Raw genomic sequence first — 14,672 nt, 5'->3', positions numbered from 1 at the left:
CGGGCGTGCCGCAGAGCGTCACGCACCCCCGCCGGAGGCGCCGCGCGCTGTTGCGAGGAGTTCTTCCGCGTGGGCGCGGGCCAGTTCCGAGTCCTCCTGGCCCGCCAGCATGCGGGAGAGTTCGCGGATGCGGTCCTCGCCCTCCATCGCCTGGACGCCGCTGCGCGTCACCGACCCCTCGTGGGTCTTCTCCACCACCAGGTGCCGGTCGGCGAAGGCCGCCACCTGCGGGAGGTGGGTGACCACCACGACCTGGGCCGTCCGCGCGAGGCGCGCGAGGCGGCGGCCCACTTCGACGGCCGCCTTGCCGCCGACGCCCGCGTCGACCTCGTCGAAGAGGTACGTGGGCACGGGGGCGGAGCCCGCGAAGACGACCTCCACGGCGAGCATGACGCGCGAGAGCTCACCGCCGGACGCGCCCTTGGCGATGGGCCGGGGCAGCGCGCCGGGGTGGGGCGCGAGGAGCAGTTCGACCTCGTCGGCGCCGTGCGGGCCGTAGGCGACGGCGCGGCCGCCGACCTCGATGCCGCTCTCCGCCTCCGCTTCGGCGACCTCGGCCTGGCGGATCGAGAAGCTGACGCGGGCGTGCGGCATGGCCAGCTCCGCGAGTTCGGCGGTGACCGCGTCGGCGAAGCGCTGTGCGGCCTCCGCCCGGGCGTCGCTGAGCACCTGGGCGAGCCCGCCCAGCTCCGCGCGCAGCGCGTCCCGTTCGGCGGCGAGCTCCTCGATGCGCTCGTCGTCGCCGTCGAGCTCGCCGAGCCGTTCCGCGCCGCGCTCGGCCCAGGCGAGGACTTCGGCGATGTCCTGGCCGTACTTGCGCGTCAGCTGGGTGAGGGCGGCGCGCCGCTCCTCGACGGCGGCCAGCCGCCGCGGGTCGGCGTCCAGGTCGGAGGCGTATCCGGCCAGTTCCCCGGCCACGTCGGACAGCAGGATGCCGATCTCGCCGATGCGGTCGGCGAGGGCGGCGAGGGCGGGGTCGTGCGACCGTACGGCCTCCACGGCCCGGTGCGCGCCGGCGACGAGCGTGGCGGCGTCGATGCCCTCGGGGTCCTCGGGGTTCCCGGCGAGCGCGGCGTGCGCGGCGGTGGCGGCGGAGGCGAGGGCCTCGGCGTGCCCGAGCCGCTCGGCCTCGGCGGCGAGCTCGGCGTCCTCGCCCGGCAGCGGTTCGACGGCGGCGACCTCGTCCAGCCCGAACCGCAGGAGGTCGGCCTCCTGGGCGCGCTCGCGGGCCCGCGTCGTCAGTTCGGCGAGCTCGGCGGCGACGGCGCGCAGCCGCCGGTAGGCGTCGGCGTACTTGGCGAGCGGCGCGGCCACCGCGTCGCCCGCGTAGCGGTCGAGGGCCTGGCGCTGCCGGGCGGGCCGCAGCAGCCCTTGCTGGTCGGTCTGCCCGTGGACGGCCACGAGGTCGTCCGCGAGCTCGCCGAGGAGCCCGACGGGCACGCTGCGCCCGCCCAGGTGCGCCCGGGAGCGTCCCTCGGCGGAGAGGGTGCGGCTGATGAGCAGGGTGCCGTCGTCGAGCTCGGCGCCCGCCTCCTCCGCCCGCAGGGCCACGGGCGAGCCGGGGTCGACGGCGAGCCGCCCTTCGACGACCGCGGACCGGGCCCCCATGCGCACCAGGGCGGGGTCGGCGCGCCCGCCGAGCAGCAGACCGAGGCTCGTGACGACCATGGTCTTGCCCGCGCCGGTCTCGCCGGTCACCGCGGTGAAACCGGGTGACAGCTCGACGACCGCGTCATCAATGACGCCCAAGGACCGGATCCGCATCTCCTCCAACACGGATACGACCATACGAGGTTCCGGGGGCCCCTCGCGACGGCCACCCCCACCGACCCCCCTGGGGGAATCCCCACCACCGTTCCGGGTGATCGCTCCATGGCCGCTCCGGCCCGGTTCCGGGCACGATCGGGCCATGACCGCACGTTCCCGCACGGCAGCCCTGTTCCTGGCCTCCGCCGTCGTTCTGACCACCGCAGCCTCCACCGGCAGCGCGCTCGCCGCGCCCGCCCGGGCCCCCTTGGACGGGGCGTGGCGCATGGACGGCTACGGCACGGTCGTCTCCATCGAGGACGGGGGCCGCAGGCTGCGGACGTACGACACCACGGCCGTCAGCTGCCTGCCGGGCTTCCGCGACGCCACCCGTACGACCGCCCCGGGCACCTTCCAGCAGGACAAGGACGCGCCGATCACGGTGACGGCGCACGGCCGCGACCGCGCGGTGCTGTCCTTCGGCGACAACGTCGGGCACCGTACGCTGCGCCGCCTGCCCGCCCTGCCGGCCGAGTGCCGCGACACTCCCGCTCCCGCTCCCGCTCCCGCAAAGACGGACAATCTCCGCGTCTTCGACGTCTTCTGGCAGACCTACGCCGAGAACTATCCCTTCTTCGCCCAGAAGGGGATCGACTGGAAGGACGTCCGCGAGAAGTTCCGCCCGCGGGCCGCGGCAGCGACGGACGACACGGCCCTGTTCGAGGTCCTGAAGAGCATGATCGAGCCGCTGCACGACGGCCACACGGGCATCGTCTCCGACCCGGAGAAGGCGGAGGGGCGCTTCGGCGGCCACCGCGAGGACACCACGATCCCGGACCGTGACGGCATGCTCCGGATGGATAAGGCCGTCAAGGAGAGCGTCGGCGTGCCCGAGGCCCGGTGGCGCACGTGGGGCAACGGCCGCATCTCGTACGCCGAACTGCCCGACCGCACGGGCTACCTGCGCATCACCGGGTTCCAGGGCTACACCGAGGACGGCGGCTACGCCGAGGACAGCGCGGTCGTCGACCGCGCCCTCGACGAGATCTTCACGGCCGCCCGCACCCGCGGCCCGGGCGCCCTGCGCGGCCTGGTGCTCGACCTGCGCTTCAACGGCGGCGGCTCCGACCGGCTCGCCCTGCGCGTGGCGGAGCGGCTGACGGACCGCCCCTACCTCGCGTACCTCAAGCACGCCCGCAACGATCCGCGCGACCCGCGCAAGTTCACGCCCGAGCAGCCCGTCACGGTCACCCCGCACCGCGGGCCCGCCTACACCGGCCCCGTGGCCGTACTCACGGGCCGGCTCACCATCAGCGCGGGCGAGACGCTCACGCAGGCCCTCATGGGCCGTGCGCAGCCCACGGAGCGGATCGGCGAGAACACCCAGGGGTCCTTCTCCGACACCCTCGAGCGGCGGCTGCCCAACGGCTGGCAGTTCATCCTGCCGAACGAGGAGTTCCTGAGCGCACGGGACCACCGGACGACCTATGACATCACGGGCATTTCCCCGGATGTCGCCACGCCCGTCTTCACGGAGGAGGAGTTCCGCGCCCACCGCGACTCGGCCCTCGCCGAGGCGCGGAGGTTCGTGGCCCGCTCCCACCGCTGAGGCCCGCCCGGTGCGGCGGGACGTACTCCCGCCGCACCGGTGGCGGATCGACGGATCAGTGCGGCGCCCCGCGCCACCCCGCCACCGGCAGGGCGAACTTCGCCACCAGGCGGTCCGTGAAGGACGCGTGGTGCAGCCGCGCCAGGCGCACCGGCACGGCCCCCCGCCGCACCTCCACCCGCGCCCCCGCGGGCAGCTCCACCGTCCGCCGGCCGTCGCACCACAGGACCCCGTTCGGGGTCTGCGGCTGGACCTCCACCGCGAGGACCGAGTCCGGGGCGGTGACCAGCGGCTTGGCGAACAGCGCGTGGGCGCTGATCGGCACCATCAGCAGCGCCTCCACCTCCGGCCACACCACGGGGCCGCCCGCCGAGAACGCGTAGGCCGTCGACCCGGTGGGCGTCGCGCACACGACGCCGTCGCCGCCGAAGCGCGACACCGGGCGCCCGTCGACCTCCGTGACGACCTCCAGCAGCCGCTCGCGCGCGGCCTTCTCCACGGACGCCTCGTTCAGCGCCCAGTCGGTGTGCACCACGTGCCCGTCGGTGCGCACGAGGACGTCGAGCGTCATCCGCTCCTCGACCTCGTACTCCCGCGTCACCACCCGGTCCACGACCTTGTCGAGGTCGTCCCGCTCGGCCTCGGCGAGGAACCCGACCCGGCCGAGGTTCACGCCCAGCATCGGCACCCCGGAGCGCCGCGCGAACTCCGCGCCGCGCAGCAGCGTGCCGTCGCCGCCGAGGACGACGAGGAGCTCGCAGCCCTCCAGGACCTCCGAGCACTCGGGGCCGGCCTCGACCAGCTCGACCGCGGACGGCAGCGGCAGGTCGGCTGCCTCCTCGGCGAGGACCCGCACGCCGATGCCGCAGCGCAGCAGCCCCTGGACGACGAGTTCGGCACTGCGGATGGCCGCCGGGCGGCCCGTGTGCGCGAGCAGGAAGACGGTGCGCTTCCCTCCGTCGTCCATCCCGCAGCCCCCCTGTGCCGCCGTTGCTGCCTGTGTCCCTGCCTGTGCTGCTGCCTCTGATGCTGCTTCTGAAGTCGTCAACGCGGCCCCTCCGCCACTGCACGGTCAACGTCCGCCGGGTCCAGTTCGGGCGCTCCGGCGCGCAGCCACAGAAAGTACTCGACGTTGCCCGAGGGTCCGGGCAGCGGGCTCGCGGTCACGCCGAGCACCCCGAGCCCCAGCTCGGCGGCGCGGGCCGCGACCATGCGCACCGCCTCGGCCCGCAGCTGGGTGCTGCGCACGACCCCGCCGCTGCCGAGCCGCTCCTTGCCGACCTCGAACTGCGGCTTGACCATGAGCACCAGGTCGGCGTCGGGAGCGGCGCAGCGCACCAGCGCGGGCAGGACGAGCCCGAGCGGGATGAACGACAGGTCGCCGACGACGAGGTCGACGGGGACGTCGTCGATCTGCTCCAACGTCAGCTCGCGGACGTTCGTGCGGTCCTTCACGGTGACCCGCTCGTCGCTCTGCAGCGACCAGGCGAGCTGCCCGTAGCCGACGTCGACGGCGACGACGTGCGCGGCACCGGCACGCAGCAGGACGTCGGTGAAGCCGCCGGTGGACGCCCCGGCGTCGAGGGCGCGGCGGCCCTCGACCTTCAGCCCGCGCGGGACGAAGGCGGCGAGGGCGCCGGCGAGCTTGTGGCCGCCGCGGGAGACGTAGTCGGGGTCGTTCTCGTCCTGGGTGACGACGACCGCGGCGCTGATCTCGACCTGGGTCGCCGCCTTGGTCGCGACGGCGCCGCCGACGGTCACCCGGCCCGCCGCGATGAGCTGGCTCGCGTGCTCGCGGGAGCGGGCGAGTTTACGGCGCACGAGCTCGGCGTCGAGTCGGCTGCGTCGCGGGCGGGTCACTGCCACGGGTGGTTCAGCTCCTGGTGTCGTACGAAGCGGGGGCGCCCGGGGCCGCGGGTGCCCCGGACGGGCCGGGGCTCCGGTCGAGCGCGCTCAGCGCCTCCCGCAGGCCCCGGTGTACATCCTCGTACACCTCGAGGTGGCCGCTCGCGGCGAGGTGGTCGGCGTCCGCCAGCCGGACGAGCTGCGCGTCGACGGCGGGGTCGCCGGTCGGGGTGCGCACGACGCCGAGCGGCAGCGGGCCGGGCTCGCCCGCCCCGGCGGCCCCGACCGCCTCCGGATCCGCAGGAGTCTCCCGGTCCGCAGAGGTCTCCGGGCCCCCGGGAGTCTCCCGGTGCGCAGGAGTCATCGCATCGCTCATGGCTCCGACGCTACCCCGGAACGGCGCCTCTGCGGCGTACGCGGCCTGCTGCGGTACCGTCCCTGGTGATGGCGACGATCGAGGAGTGCCGCGCCGCACTCGACAGACTGGCGGAGAACCTCGCGGGGGCGAAGGACGAGCTCCGCGACGCGGCCGCGCCCGACCGCTCGCTCAGCTGCCACATCACCGATCTCGACGTGACCTTCACCGGCCACCTCGTGGGCGGGCACATCCAGGACGTGGAGACGCGGCCGGGCACGCCCGAGCGGCGCTCGGAGATCGCGCTGACGATGGCGGGCGACGACCTGGTGGCCCTGGTGGACGGCCGGCTGAACTTCGCGAAGGCGTGGGCCGCCGGCCGGGTCAGGGTCCAGGCGAGCCTGCGCGACGTCCTGCGGCTGCGGTCACTGCTGTAGCCGCCGCTGCCACGGGCCGGTCACTGCCGTAGCCGCAGCTGCCGCCACTGCCCCGGCCCGGTCACTTCTGCAGCACGGCGGCCCTGGACCGGCGTGCGGCCGGCACCACCAGCGGCGTCCCCGTCTCCGGGTCGTCGATGACCTGGCAGCGCAGCCCGAACACCTGCTCCACGAGCTCGGCGGTGACGATGTCCCCCGGCGCGCCCTCGGCGACGACGCTGCCGTCGCGCATGGCGATCAGGTGGGTGGCGTAGCGCGCGGCGTGGTTGAGGTCGTGCAGGACGGCGACGAGCGTGCGGCCCTGCTCCTCGTGGAGCTGGGCGCACAGGTCGAGCACCTCGATCTGGTGCTGGATGTCGAGGTACGTGGTGGGCTCGTCCAGCAGGAGCAGCGGGGTCTGCTGGGCGAGGGCCATGGCGATCCAGACCCGCTGGCGCTGACCGCCGGAGAGCTCGTCGACGTGCCGCTCGGCGAGGGCGTCGACGCCGGTGGCGGCCATGGACTCGGTGACGATCCGCTCGTCCTCGCGCGACCACTGCCGCAGCAGGCCCTGGTGGGGGTAGCGGCCGCGGGCGACGAGGTCGCCGACGGTGATGCCGTCGGGCGCGATGGAGGACTGCGGGAGCAGCCCGAGCGTGCGGGCGACCTGCTTGGCCGGATAGGAGCCGATGGCGGCGCCGTCGAGCAGGACGGATCCGGCGGCGGGCTTGAGCATCCGGGCCAGGGCGCGCAGCAGGGTCGACTTGCCGCAGGCGTTGGGGCCGACGATGACGGTGAACGACCGGTCGGGGATGGCGACCGAGAGCTTCTGGGCGATGACCCGCTGGTCGTAGGCGAGCGTGACGGATTCGGCCGTCAGTCGGCTCATGGTGCTGTCTCCTTGGTGAGGGGTCGTCTCCGTCGTGCTGAAGGTCTGAGGGTCGTACGGGGTGCGCTGCTCACACCCGGCCCGCCTTGCGCTCCGTGAACAGCAGCCACAGCAGATAGCAGCCGCCGAGCATTCCGGTCAGCGCGCCGACGGGCAGCTCGTCGGCACCGAAGAGCCGCTGCGAGGCCCAGTCGGCGCCGACGAGCAGGGTGGCGCCCATGGCCGCGGAGGCCAGGAGGTTGGGGCCGGGGGCGCGGGTCAGCCTGCGCGCGAGCTGCGGCGCGGCGAGGGCCACGAAGCCGACGGGCCCGGCGGCGGCCGTGGCGGCGGCGGTGAGCAGCACGGCGCAGGCCATCACCACGAGCCGGGTGCGCTCGGCCCGCACCCCGAGGGCGTGGGCGGCGTCGTCGCCCATCTCCAGCATGCGCAGGGCGCGCCCGTACCCGAGGACGAGGGGCAGGAGCACGGCGACCGCGCACAGCAGGGGCCACACCTGTGCCCAGTCGCGGCCGTTGAGCGAGCCGACCATCCAGATCATGGAGCGGGTGGCGTCGACGAGGTCCGCCTTGGTCATCAGGTAGTCGCGCAGGCCGGTGAGGACGGCGGCGGCGCCGATGCCGACGAGCACGAGGCGGTAGCCGTTGATGCCCTTCTTCCAGGCCAGCAGGTAGACCGCGAGTCCGGTGCCGATGCCGCCGGCGACGGCTCCGGCCGCCACGGCGAAGGGGTCGCCGTGGAAGAGGACGATGACGACGAGCGCACCGGCCGCGGAGCCCTGGCCGAAGCCGATCACGTCCGGGCTGCCGAGCGGGTTGCGGGAGACGGACTGGAAGACCGCGCCGGCCAGCCCGAGGGCGGCGCCCGCGAGCAGGCCCACCAGGACGCGGGGCAGGCGCAGGTCGTGGACGACGATGTCCTGTGCGGGGGTGCCGCCGCCGGCGAGCGTCCGCAGGACGTCGGCGGGCGACATGGGGAAGTCGCCGGTGGCGATGAGGGCCACGGAGGCGGCCGCCGCGACGGCCAGGAGCAGCAGGACGACGAGGCCGGCGCGGGCGTCCACGCGCAGGGAGAGCCCGCCGCCGGTGCGGATGGTCCGCGTCGTGCGCGCCGTTCGCATCGTCCGTGTCACTGGTGTTGTGGGTGTCGTCGGTGTCGTTCGTGCGGGCGCGCTCACTGCTGGGCCACCCTCCGGCGCCGTACGAGGTGGATGAAGACGGGCCCGCCGACGACGGCGGTGACGATCCCGGCCTGGAGCTCTCCGGGCCGGGCGACGACCCGCCCGATGATGTCCGCGCCGAGCAGCAGCACGGGCGACAGGACGGCCGCGTACGGCAGGACCCAGCGCTGGTCGGGGCCGGTGAGGGCGCGCACGAGGTGCGGGACGATCAGGCCGATGAAGACGATGGGCCCGCAGGCGGCGGTCGCGGCGCCGCACAGCAGGGTGACGGCGGCCATCGCGAGGACGCGGGTGCGGGCGGGCCGGGTGCCGAGCGCGCGGGCGCTGTCGTCGCCGAGCGCCATGGCGTTCAGGGGCCGGGCGAGTGCGAGGGCGAGCAGCGTGCCGGCGGCGATGAAGGGCAGGACCTGCCGGATGACGTCCGCGTTGGCGGAGGCGAGGGAGCCGACGGTCCAGAAGCGCATCCGGTCGAGCGCGGCGGAGTCCATCAGCTGGACGGAGTTGACGTAGCCGTAGAGCGCGTACGTCGCGGCGGTGCCGGCCAGGGCGAGCCGTACGGGCGTGGCGCCCCGGCTGCCGCCGAGCACGTGGACCACGACGGAGACGACGGCCGCACCGGCGAGGGCGAACCACACGTAGCCGCCGGGCGAGCTGACGCCGAGGAAGGTGATGGCGGATACGACGGCCGCCGCGGCGCCCGCGTTGACACCGAGGATGCCGGGTTCGGCGAGCGGGTTGCGGGTGAGGGCCTGCATCACGGCGCCGGCGAGCCCGAGGGCGGCGCCGGCGAGCAGGCCGAGCAGCGTACGGGGCAGGCGGACCTCGCGCACGATGACGCCGGCCTCGCCGTGCGCGTCGTCGAACAGCCCGTGCCAGACCTGGTCCAGCGGCAGCGGCTTGGCGCCGACGGCGATGCTCGCGACGGCGACGAGCAGCAGCAGACCGGTCGCCGCGAGCAGTCCGGCCGCCCGTGCGGCATTCCGCTTACGGCTTGCCGGGGGTATCTGCGGCGGCAGCGGACCGGTGTCCGCCGGGGGCTCGGGGGGACTGTCAACCAACACGACCCTTAGGTTAGCCTACCCTTAACTCCCCCCGTTCTTGCCTCATTCTTGAGAGAAGCGCACCACCATGAGCACCCCCCGCACCTCCACCAGCTCCTTCATGTCCCGCCGCGGCCTGCTGGCCGCGGGCGGCGCCCTCGGCGCAGGTGCCCTCCTGACGGCCTGCGGGGGCGGCTCGAAGGGCTCCTCGGACGGGGACTCAGATTCCGCTTCGGGCCCGTGGAGCTTCAAGGACGACCGCGGCGAGACCGCGAAGGCCGATCGCACCCCGAAGAAGGTCGTCGCCTTCACCGGCACCGCCGCGGCCCTGCACGACTTCGGCGTCGAGTGCGTCGGCGTCTTCGGCCCGACCATCCGCAAGGGAGGCGAGCCCGACCCCCAGGCCGGCGACCTCGACATCGACAAGCTGACCGTCCTCGGCAACGCCTGGGGCGAGTTCGGCGTCGAGAAGTACGCGGCCCTCTCCCCCGAGCTGCTCGTCACCAACATGATCCAGGGCACCGAGCTCTGGTACGTCCCCGAGGAGAGCAAGAAGAAGATCCTCGGCTTCGCCCCCAGCATCGGCATCAACGTCACCAAGGTCTCCCTGACCCAGGTCATCGGACGCTACGCCGCGCTCGCCGACTCCCTCGGCGCCGACCTCAAGGCGAAGGAGGTCACCGACGCCAAGGACCGCTTCGAGAAGGCCTCCGAGACCCTCCGCAAGGCCGCCCGGGACAACAAGGGCCTCAAGGTCCTCGCCGCCTCCGGCTCCGCCGACCTGCTCTACGTCTCCGACCCCGGCGTCTACGCCGACCTCGCCTACTTCAAGTCCCTCGGCGTCGACTTCGTCGTCCCCGACAAGGTCACCGGCGGCTTCTTCGAGAGCCTCAGCTGGGAGAACGCCGGCAAGTACCCCGCCGACCTGATCCTCCTCGACAACCGCACCGCCGCCCTCCAGCCCAAGGACCTCGCCGCCAAGCCCACCTGGGCCGGTCTGCCCGCCGTCAAGGCCGGCCAGATCAGCCCCTGGCTCAGCGAGCCGCGCTACTCCCACGCCGGGTGCGCACCGCTCGTCGAGGCCCTCGCCGAGGCCGTCCAGAAGGCCAAGAAGGTCGCCTGACCGCCCGACAGGCCCAACCGAGTCGCCCGACAGGCGCACCCGAGCGAAAGGAAAACACCCCCATGGCCGGCACCACCCTCCCGTACCGCTTCTTCGACCTGGAGGTGCTCCGCACCGAGCGGATCAGCCCCGCCATGATGCGGGTCACCTTCGGCGGCAAGGAGCTCCGCGACATCGTCACCGGCGGCCGCGACCAGCGCTTCAAGCTGTTCCTGCCCCAGCCCGGCCAGGACCGCCCGGTCCTGCCCGAGAACCTCGACGAGACCTGGTTCACCGAATGGCGCGCCCAGGACCCGGCCGTACGGGCCTTCATGCGCACCTACACCGTGCGGGACCTGCGGCAGGGGCCGGACGAGATGGACGTCGACTTCGCCGTGCACGGCGACGCGAACGGGCACGGCGGCCCGGCCACCAACTGGGCCCAGGCCGCGCGCCCCGGCGACGGCGTCACCGTCCTCGCCCCCGTCGTCGAGGACAACGGCGGCGTCGACTTCCAGCCGCCCGCCGGCACCGACTGGGTCCTGATCACCGCCGACGAGACGGCGCTGCCCGCCGTCGCCGGCATCCTCGCCTGGCTGCCGGCGGGCACCCCGGCCAAGATCTGGATAGAGGTCCCCCACCCGGAGGACGTCCAGGACCTGCCCACCGACGCCGCCGCGGAGATCACCTGGCTGGTACGGGGCGCGGCGGAGCCCGTCCTGAGCGCCGTCCGCGCAGCCGACCTGCCCGACGGCACGCCCTACGCATGGCTCGCCGGCGAATCCGGCACGGTCCGCGGCCTCCGCCGCCACCTGGTCAACGACCGCGGCATCGACCGCCGCACGGTGACGTTCACGGGCTACTGGCGCCGCGGAGCAACGGAGGAGGACCTCCTGGCGGAACTGGCCTGACGAGCACCAACTCAGCCCGCCCCGACACCCCGGCCAAGCCCGTCCCGGCACCAACTCAGCCCGTCCGGCGTTCGAGGACGACGCGCGTTCAGCGCGGAAGGGGGGTCCGGGGCGCAGCCCCGGTTACGGGAAGTGGGGGTGCCCCCTCTGGGGGAGGGTCAGGGGAAGAACCCCAACCCGCCCCAGCCACGGTCACAGCCCCAGCCGGGCCACCACCTTGGCCGAATCCAGCTCACACACCCCGTCCCCCGCAGCCGTCCACGCCACCGCACAAAGCGCCCGAAGCCCGTCCACGGCATCCCCGTCGCCCTCAAGGGCAAGCCCGTCCGCGCCAACGGACGCCGTCCACCCCCCGCACCGGAACCCGTCGTCCCCCACCGGCACGACCTCCGGCTGAGGAACCAGCAACCCCCGCAGATCCTCGGCCACATACGTGGGCCGGTGCTCCGGCCGCGCCGCGACCAGCTGCGCGGCCGTCGTCACGCCGGTCAGCACCAGCAGCGAGTCCACCCCGCCCACGTGCGCGCCCTCGATGTCCGTGTCGAGCCGGTCGCCGACCACCAGCGGCCGCTCCGCACCGGTCCGCAGCACCGTCTCGCGGTGCATCGGCGGCAGCGGCTTGCCGGCCACCTGCGGCGTCGCGCCCGTGGCTATCCGTACGACCTCCACGGCCGCGCCGTTGCCCGGCGCGATGCCGCGCCCGCTCGGAATCGTCAGGTCCGTGTTGGACGCGAACCACGGCAGGCCCCGCGCCACGGCGTACGACGCCTCCATCAGCCGCGACCACGGCATGTCCGGCCCGCCGTAGCCCTGGACGACGGCCGCCGGGTCGTCGTCCGCCGACTCCACGGGCACCAGCCCGCGCTCCCGCAGGGCCACCCGCAGCCCCTCGGCGCCGATCACCAGCACCCGGGACCCGCCGGGCAGCTGCTCGGAGATCAGCCGCGCCACGGCCTGGGCGGAGGTGATCACGTCGGATGCCTCGGCGGGCACGCCCAGCCGGGTCAGGTGCTCGGCGACCGTCTCCGGCGTCCGCGCGGCGTTGTTCGTCACGTAGGCGAGGTGCATCCCGCCCTCGCGGGCCGTCCCGAGCGACTCGACGGCGTACGCGATGGCCTCTCCACCCGCGTACACCACGCCGTCGAGGTCGAGCAGCGCCGTGTCGTAGGCCTCGCTGAGGGCACGCTCGCTGCCGTCGGGCCGCGTACGGGCGGTCTGATTCATGCTGTACTCGCTCCTTGTGCTGTACGTCTCTTCCACGATCATTGCTCACAGGGCCGTGAGACATAACATTTCCCAATGAGCACTCCAGGCCGAGCAGGGAAAGCAGGGCAAGGACTCCAGCTCGCCCCCTTCCGTGGGCTGCGTTATGTCCCGGAGCGGGTCGGCAGCCTCGCCGCCGTCACCTCGCCACCGTACGACGTCGTCGTACGGCCCGACGGGTTGCGTCACCTGGAGACTGCCGATCCGCACAACATCGTCAGGCTGATCCTCCCCCAGGCGGCGAGCGCCGCGGACCGGCACCGGCTGGCCGCGGACACCCTCCGCCGCTGGCAGGAGGAGCACGTCCTCGCCGCCGACCCCGAGCCCGCCCTCTACGTCTACGAGCAGCGCGGCGGCGGCATACTGCAGCGCGGCCTCATCGGCGCCCTCCGCCTCAGCCCCCGCGAGGAGGGCGTCGTCCTCCCGCACGAGGACGTCATGCCGCACATCGTCGAGGACCGCGCGGCCCTCATGCGCGGCACGGGCGCCAACCTCGAACCGCTGCTCTTCTCCTACCGCGGCAACGGCAGCACGACCGGCGCCGCGGCCGTCATCGACCGCGTCACCGGCACCGAACCGCTGCTGTCCACGACCACCGACGACGGCTACGCCCACCGCCTGTGGTCCGTCACCGACCCGCACGACCTCGAAACGATCGGCAAGGACCTCTCCCAGCAGCACGCGCTGATCGCCGACGGCCACCACCGCTGGGCCACCTACCTGCGCCTGCGCGCCGAGCAGCCGGCCCCCGGCCCCTGGGACTTCGGCCTCGTTCTCCTCGTCGACACCGCCCGCTACCCGCTGCGCGTACGGGCCATCCACCGCCTGCTGCACCGGCTTCCGGTGGCCCAGGCCCTGGAGGCCCTCAAGGGCTCCTTCCGGGTGCGCACGATCGACGGCCCGCTGCCGGAGGCGCTCGACGCGCTGACGGAGGTGTCCGAAGCGTCCGGGGCCTCCGGAGAAGCAGGGAACGCCTTCGTCCTGGCGGGCGACGGCCGCTTCCACCTCCTCGACCGGCCGGACCCGGACCTGCTGGCCCGCGTGGTCCCCACCGACCGCCCCGAGGCCTGGCGCACGCTGGACGCGACGGTCCTGCACTCGGTGCTGCTGGAACACGTCTGGCAGGTGCCGGACAACCCCGAGAACATCAGTTACATCCACGAGACGGCCGCGGCCGTCAAGCAGGCCGAGCGGCACGGCGGCACGGCGGTGCTGATGCACCCCGTCCAGGAGGACGTCGTCCGGGAGCTGGCGGAACAGGGCGTGACCATGCCCCGCAAGTCCACGTCGTTCGGCCCCAAGCCGGCGACGGGCCTGGTGCTGCGGAGCCTGGCCCTGAACTGAGACACCCCGGCAGAACGAAGAGGCCGGCACCCCGGGATCGGGGTGCCGGCCTCTTCGTCACTGCTCTACGGGTCAGCGGTTGTCGTCGCCGGCCTTGTCGTCGCCGGCCTTGTCGGCGTCAGCGGACTCCTCGGCCTGGACGGGCTTCTCGGCCTCGGCAGGCGCCTCGGTCCCGACGGAAACCTCGGTCTCGACCGGCTTCGCCACCGGCTCCTCGGACACCTCGGAGGCGCCGGGCTCCTCGCCGGAGGCGACCTCGTCCTCGGACTCCGCCAGGGCGTCCGTGAACTCGACGCCGTCCAGCTCGGCGAGGCGGTCGGAGGCGTCCGTCTGGCCGCCCTGGTCAGCTTCGAGGGCCTTGGCGAACCACTCGCGGGCCTCGCTCGCGCGGCCGACCTCCAGCAGCGCGTCGGCGTACGCGTACCGCAGGCGCGCGGTCCACGGCTGGACCGAGCTGGAGGCGAGCTCCGGGCTCTGCAGCGTCACGACGGCGGCCTCGGCCTGGCCCATGTCCTTGCGGGCACCGGCGGCGACCAGGCGCATCTCGACCTGGCCGGCCTTGTCGAGCTTGTTGACCTCGGGCTCGCCGGCCATGGCCAGGGCGCGCTCGGGACGGCCCATGCCGCGCTCGCAGTCGGCCATCACGGGCCACAGCTCGACGGAGCCGGTCATCCGGCGGGCGGCGCGGAACTCGGCGAGCGCCTCGGAGTACTTGGCCGTCGCGTACGAGGCGAAGCCGGCGGCCTCGCGCACCGCGGCGACGCGGGAGGCGAGACGCAGCGCGATCCGCGAGTAGGCGTAGGCCTGCTCCGGGTCCTCGTCCAGCAGGTTGGCGACCATGACGAGGTTCCGGGCGACCTCCTCGGCGAGGCCCTTCGGCAGGCTCATGAGCTCCTGCCGCACGTCCGCGTCGATCTCGTCACCGGTGACGTCGTCGGGGATCGGCAGGCGCTTCACCGGCTCGCGGTCGCCACG

General features: G+C 74.0%; 14 protein-coding genes. 5 read left to right on the top strand and 9 right to left on the bottom strand.

The features are described 5' to 3' along the window. Positions 1 to 18 precede the first annotated feature (18 nt). Complete coding sequence (recN, locus tag AS857_RS22260; RefSeq protein WP_058045043.1) at positions 19 to 1,788, bottom strand: DNA repair protein RecN; 1,770 nt, start codon at positions 1,786 to 1,788, stop codon at positions 19 to 21. 121 nt (positions 1,789 to 1,909) lie between these two features. On the opposite strand from recN, the gene AS857_RS22255 reads away from it, so the two are divergent. Next, complete coding sequence (locus tag AS857_RS22255) at positions 1,910 to 3,355, top strand: S41 family peptidase (RefSeq protein WP_058045042.1); 1,446 nt, start codon at positions 1,910 to 1,912, stop codon at positions 3,353 to 3,355. Between the two features lie 55 nt (positions 3,356 to 3,410). Here the strand turns inward: AS857_RS22255 and AS857_RS22250 are convergent, their stop codons facing one another. From AS857_RS22250 to AS857_RS22240, 3 genes are all read right to left on the bottom strand, one after another. Continuing rightward, positions 3,411 to 4,322 (bottom strand): NAD kinase, encoded by a 912-nt coding sequence (locus AS857_RS22250; RefSeq protein WP_058045041.1) that lies wholly within the window; start codon positions 4,320 to 4,322, stop codon positions 3,411 to 3,413. A gap of 77 nt (positions 4,323 to 4,399) precedes the next feature. Next, positions 4,400 to 5,215 carry a TlyA family RNA methyltransferase gene (locus AS857_RS22245; protein ID WP_058045040.1) on the bottom strand — a complete coding sequence of 272 codons (816 nt, stop codon included), beginning with the start codon at positions 5,213 to 5,215 and terminating at the stop codon, positions 4,400 to 4,402. Positions 5,216 to 5,228: 13 nt separating this feature from the next. Then, the gene (locus tag AS857_RS22240) at positions 5,229 to 5,576 is read right to left on the bottom strand and encodes a hypothetical protein (protein WP_058045039.1); all 348 of its coding nucleotides are present in this window, start codon (positions 5,574 to 5,576) and stop codon (positions 5,229 to 5,231) included. Positions 5,577 to 5,644: 68 nt separating this feature from the next. Between AS857_RS22240 and AS857_RS22235 the strand changes: the two genes are divergently transcribed. Further along, a complete protein-coding gene (locus AS857_RS22235; protein ID WP_058045038.1) occupies positions 5,645 to 5,992 on the top strand; it encodes a hypothetical protein in 348 nt (115 codons plus the stop codon). A gap of 61 nt (positions 5,993 to 6,053) precedes the next feature. Here the strand turns inward: AS857_RS22235 and AS857_RS22230 are convergent, their stop codons facing one another. The 3 genes from AS857_RS22230 to AS857_RS22220 all read right to left on the bottom strand — a co-directional run bounded on the left by AS857_RS22230 (position 6,054) and on the right by AS857_RS22220 (position 9,053). Beyond that, positions 6,054 to 6,860 carry an ABC transporter ATP-binding protein gene (locus tag AS857_RS22230; protein ID WP_058045037.1) on the bottom strand — a complete coding sequence of 269 codons (807 nt, stop codon included), beginning with the start codon at positions 6,858 to 6,860 and terminating at the stop codon, positions 6,054 to 6,056. Positions 6,861 to 6,930: 70 nt separating this feature from the next. After that, positions 6,931 to 7,977, bottom strand: coding sequence for a FecCD family ABC transporter permease (locus tag AS857_RS22225; RefSeq protein ID WP_058045036.1), 1,047 nt, complete (start codon positions 7,975 to 7,977; stop codon positions 6,931 to 6,933). Between the two features lie 53 nt (positions 7,978 to 8,030). After that, the gene (locus AS857_RS22220) at positions 8,031 to 9,053 is read right to left on the bottom strand and encodes a FecCD family ABC transporter permease (RefSeq protein ID WP_058046980.1); all 1,023 of its coding nucleotides are present in this window, start codon (positions 9,051 to 9,053) and stop codon (positions 8,031 to 8,033) included. A gap of 112 nt (positions 9,054 to 9,165) precedes the next feature. On the opposite strand from AS857_RS22220, the gene AS857_RS22215 reads away from it, so the two are divergent. After that, positions 9,166 to 10,200 carry an ABC transporter substrate-binding protein gene (locus AS857_RS22215; protein WP_058045035.1) on the top strand — a complete coding sequence of 345 codons (1,035 nt, stop codon included), beginning with the start codon at positions 9,166 to 9,168 and terminating at the stop codon, positions 10,198 to 10,200. Between the two features lie 62 nt (positions 10,201 to 10,262). After that, positions 10,263 to 11,090: a siderophore-interacting protein gene (locus tag AS857_RS22210; protein ID WP_058045034.1), complete on the top strand. Its 828-nt coding sequence runs from the start codon at positions 10,263 to 10,265 to the stop codon at positions 11,088 to 11,090. 192 nt (positions 11,091 to 11,282) lie between these two features. Here AS857_RS22210 and AS857_RS22205 read toward each other — a convergent pair whose 3' ends face one another. After that, the gene (locus tag AS857_RS22205; RefSeq protein ID WP_058045033.1) at positions 11,283 to 12,314 is read right to left on the bottom strand and encodes an HAD-IIA family hydrolase; all 1,032 of its coding nucleotides are present in this window, start codon (positions 12,312 to 12,314) and stop codon (positions 11,283 to 11,285) included. 75 nt (positions 12,315 to 12,389) lie between these two features. Between AS857_RS22205 and AS857_RS22200 the strand changes: the two genes are divergently transcribed. Further along, positions 12,390 to 13,697, top strand: a complete 1,308-nt coding sequence (locus AS857_RS22200) for a DUF1015 domain-containing protein (RefSeq protein ID WP_058045032.1) — start codon at positions 12,390 to 12,392, stop codon at positions 13,695 to 13,697. A gap of 72 nt (positions 13,698 to 13,769) precedes the next feature. Here AS857_RS22200 and AS857_RS22195 read toward each other — a convergent pair whose 3' ends face one another. Then, the gene (locus AS857_RS22195) at positions 13,770 to 14,654 is read right to left on the bottom strand and encodes a tetratricopeptide repeat protein (RefSeq protein WP_079110561.1); all 885 of its coding nucleotides are present in this window, start codon (positions 14,652 to 14,654) and stop codon (positions 13,770 to 13,772) included. Between the last annotated feature and the right edge of the window lie 18 nt (positions 14,655 to 14,672).

The sequence above is a fragment of the Streptomyces roseifaciens genome, from assembly GCF_001445655.1.
GTDB classification, from domain to species: Bacteria; Actinomycetota; Actinomycetes; order Streptomycetales; family Streptomycetaceae; genus Streptomyces; species Streptomyces aureoversilis.
The sequence above is the reverse complement of the archived record's forward strand: the minus strand, read 5'-3'. Positions and strand labels throughout refer to the sequence as shown.

What these genes read in the sequence shown, in the direction of transcription:
- AS857_RS22250 (WP_058045041.1), bottom strand. Translation starts at nt 4,322, where the DNA reads ATGGACGACGGAGGGAAGCGCACCGTCTTCCTGCTCGCGCACACGGGC.
- AS857_RS22215 (WP_058045035.1), top strand. Translation starts at nt 9,166, where the DNA reads ATGAGCACCCCCCGCACCTCCACCAGCTCCTTCATGTCCCGCCGCGGC.
- AS857_RS22255 (WP_058045042.1), top strand. Translation starts at nt 1,910, where the DNA reads ATGACCGCACGTTCCCGCACGGCAGCCCTGTTCCTGGCCTCCGCCGTC.
- AS857_RS22230 (WP_058045037.1), bottom strand. Translation starts at nt 6,860, where the DNA reads ATGAGCCGACTGACGGCCGAATCCGTCACGCTCGCCTACGACCAGCGG.
- AS857_RS22240 (WP_058045039.1), bottom strand. Translation starts at nt 5,576, where the DNA reads ATGAGCGATGCGATGACTCCTGCGCACCGGGAGACTCCCGGGGGCCCG.
- AS857_RS22205 (WP_058045033.1), bottom strand. Translation starts at nt 12,314, where the DNA reads ATGAATCAGACCGCCCGTACGCGGCCCGACGGCAGCGAGCGTGCCCTC.
- recN (WP_058045043.1), bottom strand. Translation starts at nt 1,788, where the DNA reads ATGGTCGTATCCGTGTTGGAGGAGATGCGGATCCGGTCCTTGGGCGTC.
- AS857_RS22225 (WP_058045036.1), bottom strand. Translation starts at nt 7,977, where the DNA reads ATGCGAACGGCGCGCACGACGCGGACCATCCGCACCGGCGGCGGGCTC.
- AS857_RS22200 (WP_058045032.1), top strand. Translation starts at nt 12,390, where the DNA reads ATGAGCACTCCAGGCCGAGCAGGGAAAGCAGGGCAAGGACTCCAGCTC.
- AS857_RS22210 (WP_058045034.1), top strand. Translation starts at nt 10,263, where the DNA reads ATGGCCGGCACCACCCTCCCGTACCGCTTCTTCGACCTGGAGGTGCTC.
- AS857_RS22235 (WP_058045038.1), top strand. Translation starts at nt 5,645, where the DNA reads ATGGCGACGATCGAGGAGTGCCGCGCCGCACTCGACAGACTGGCGGAG.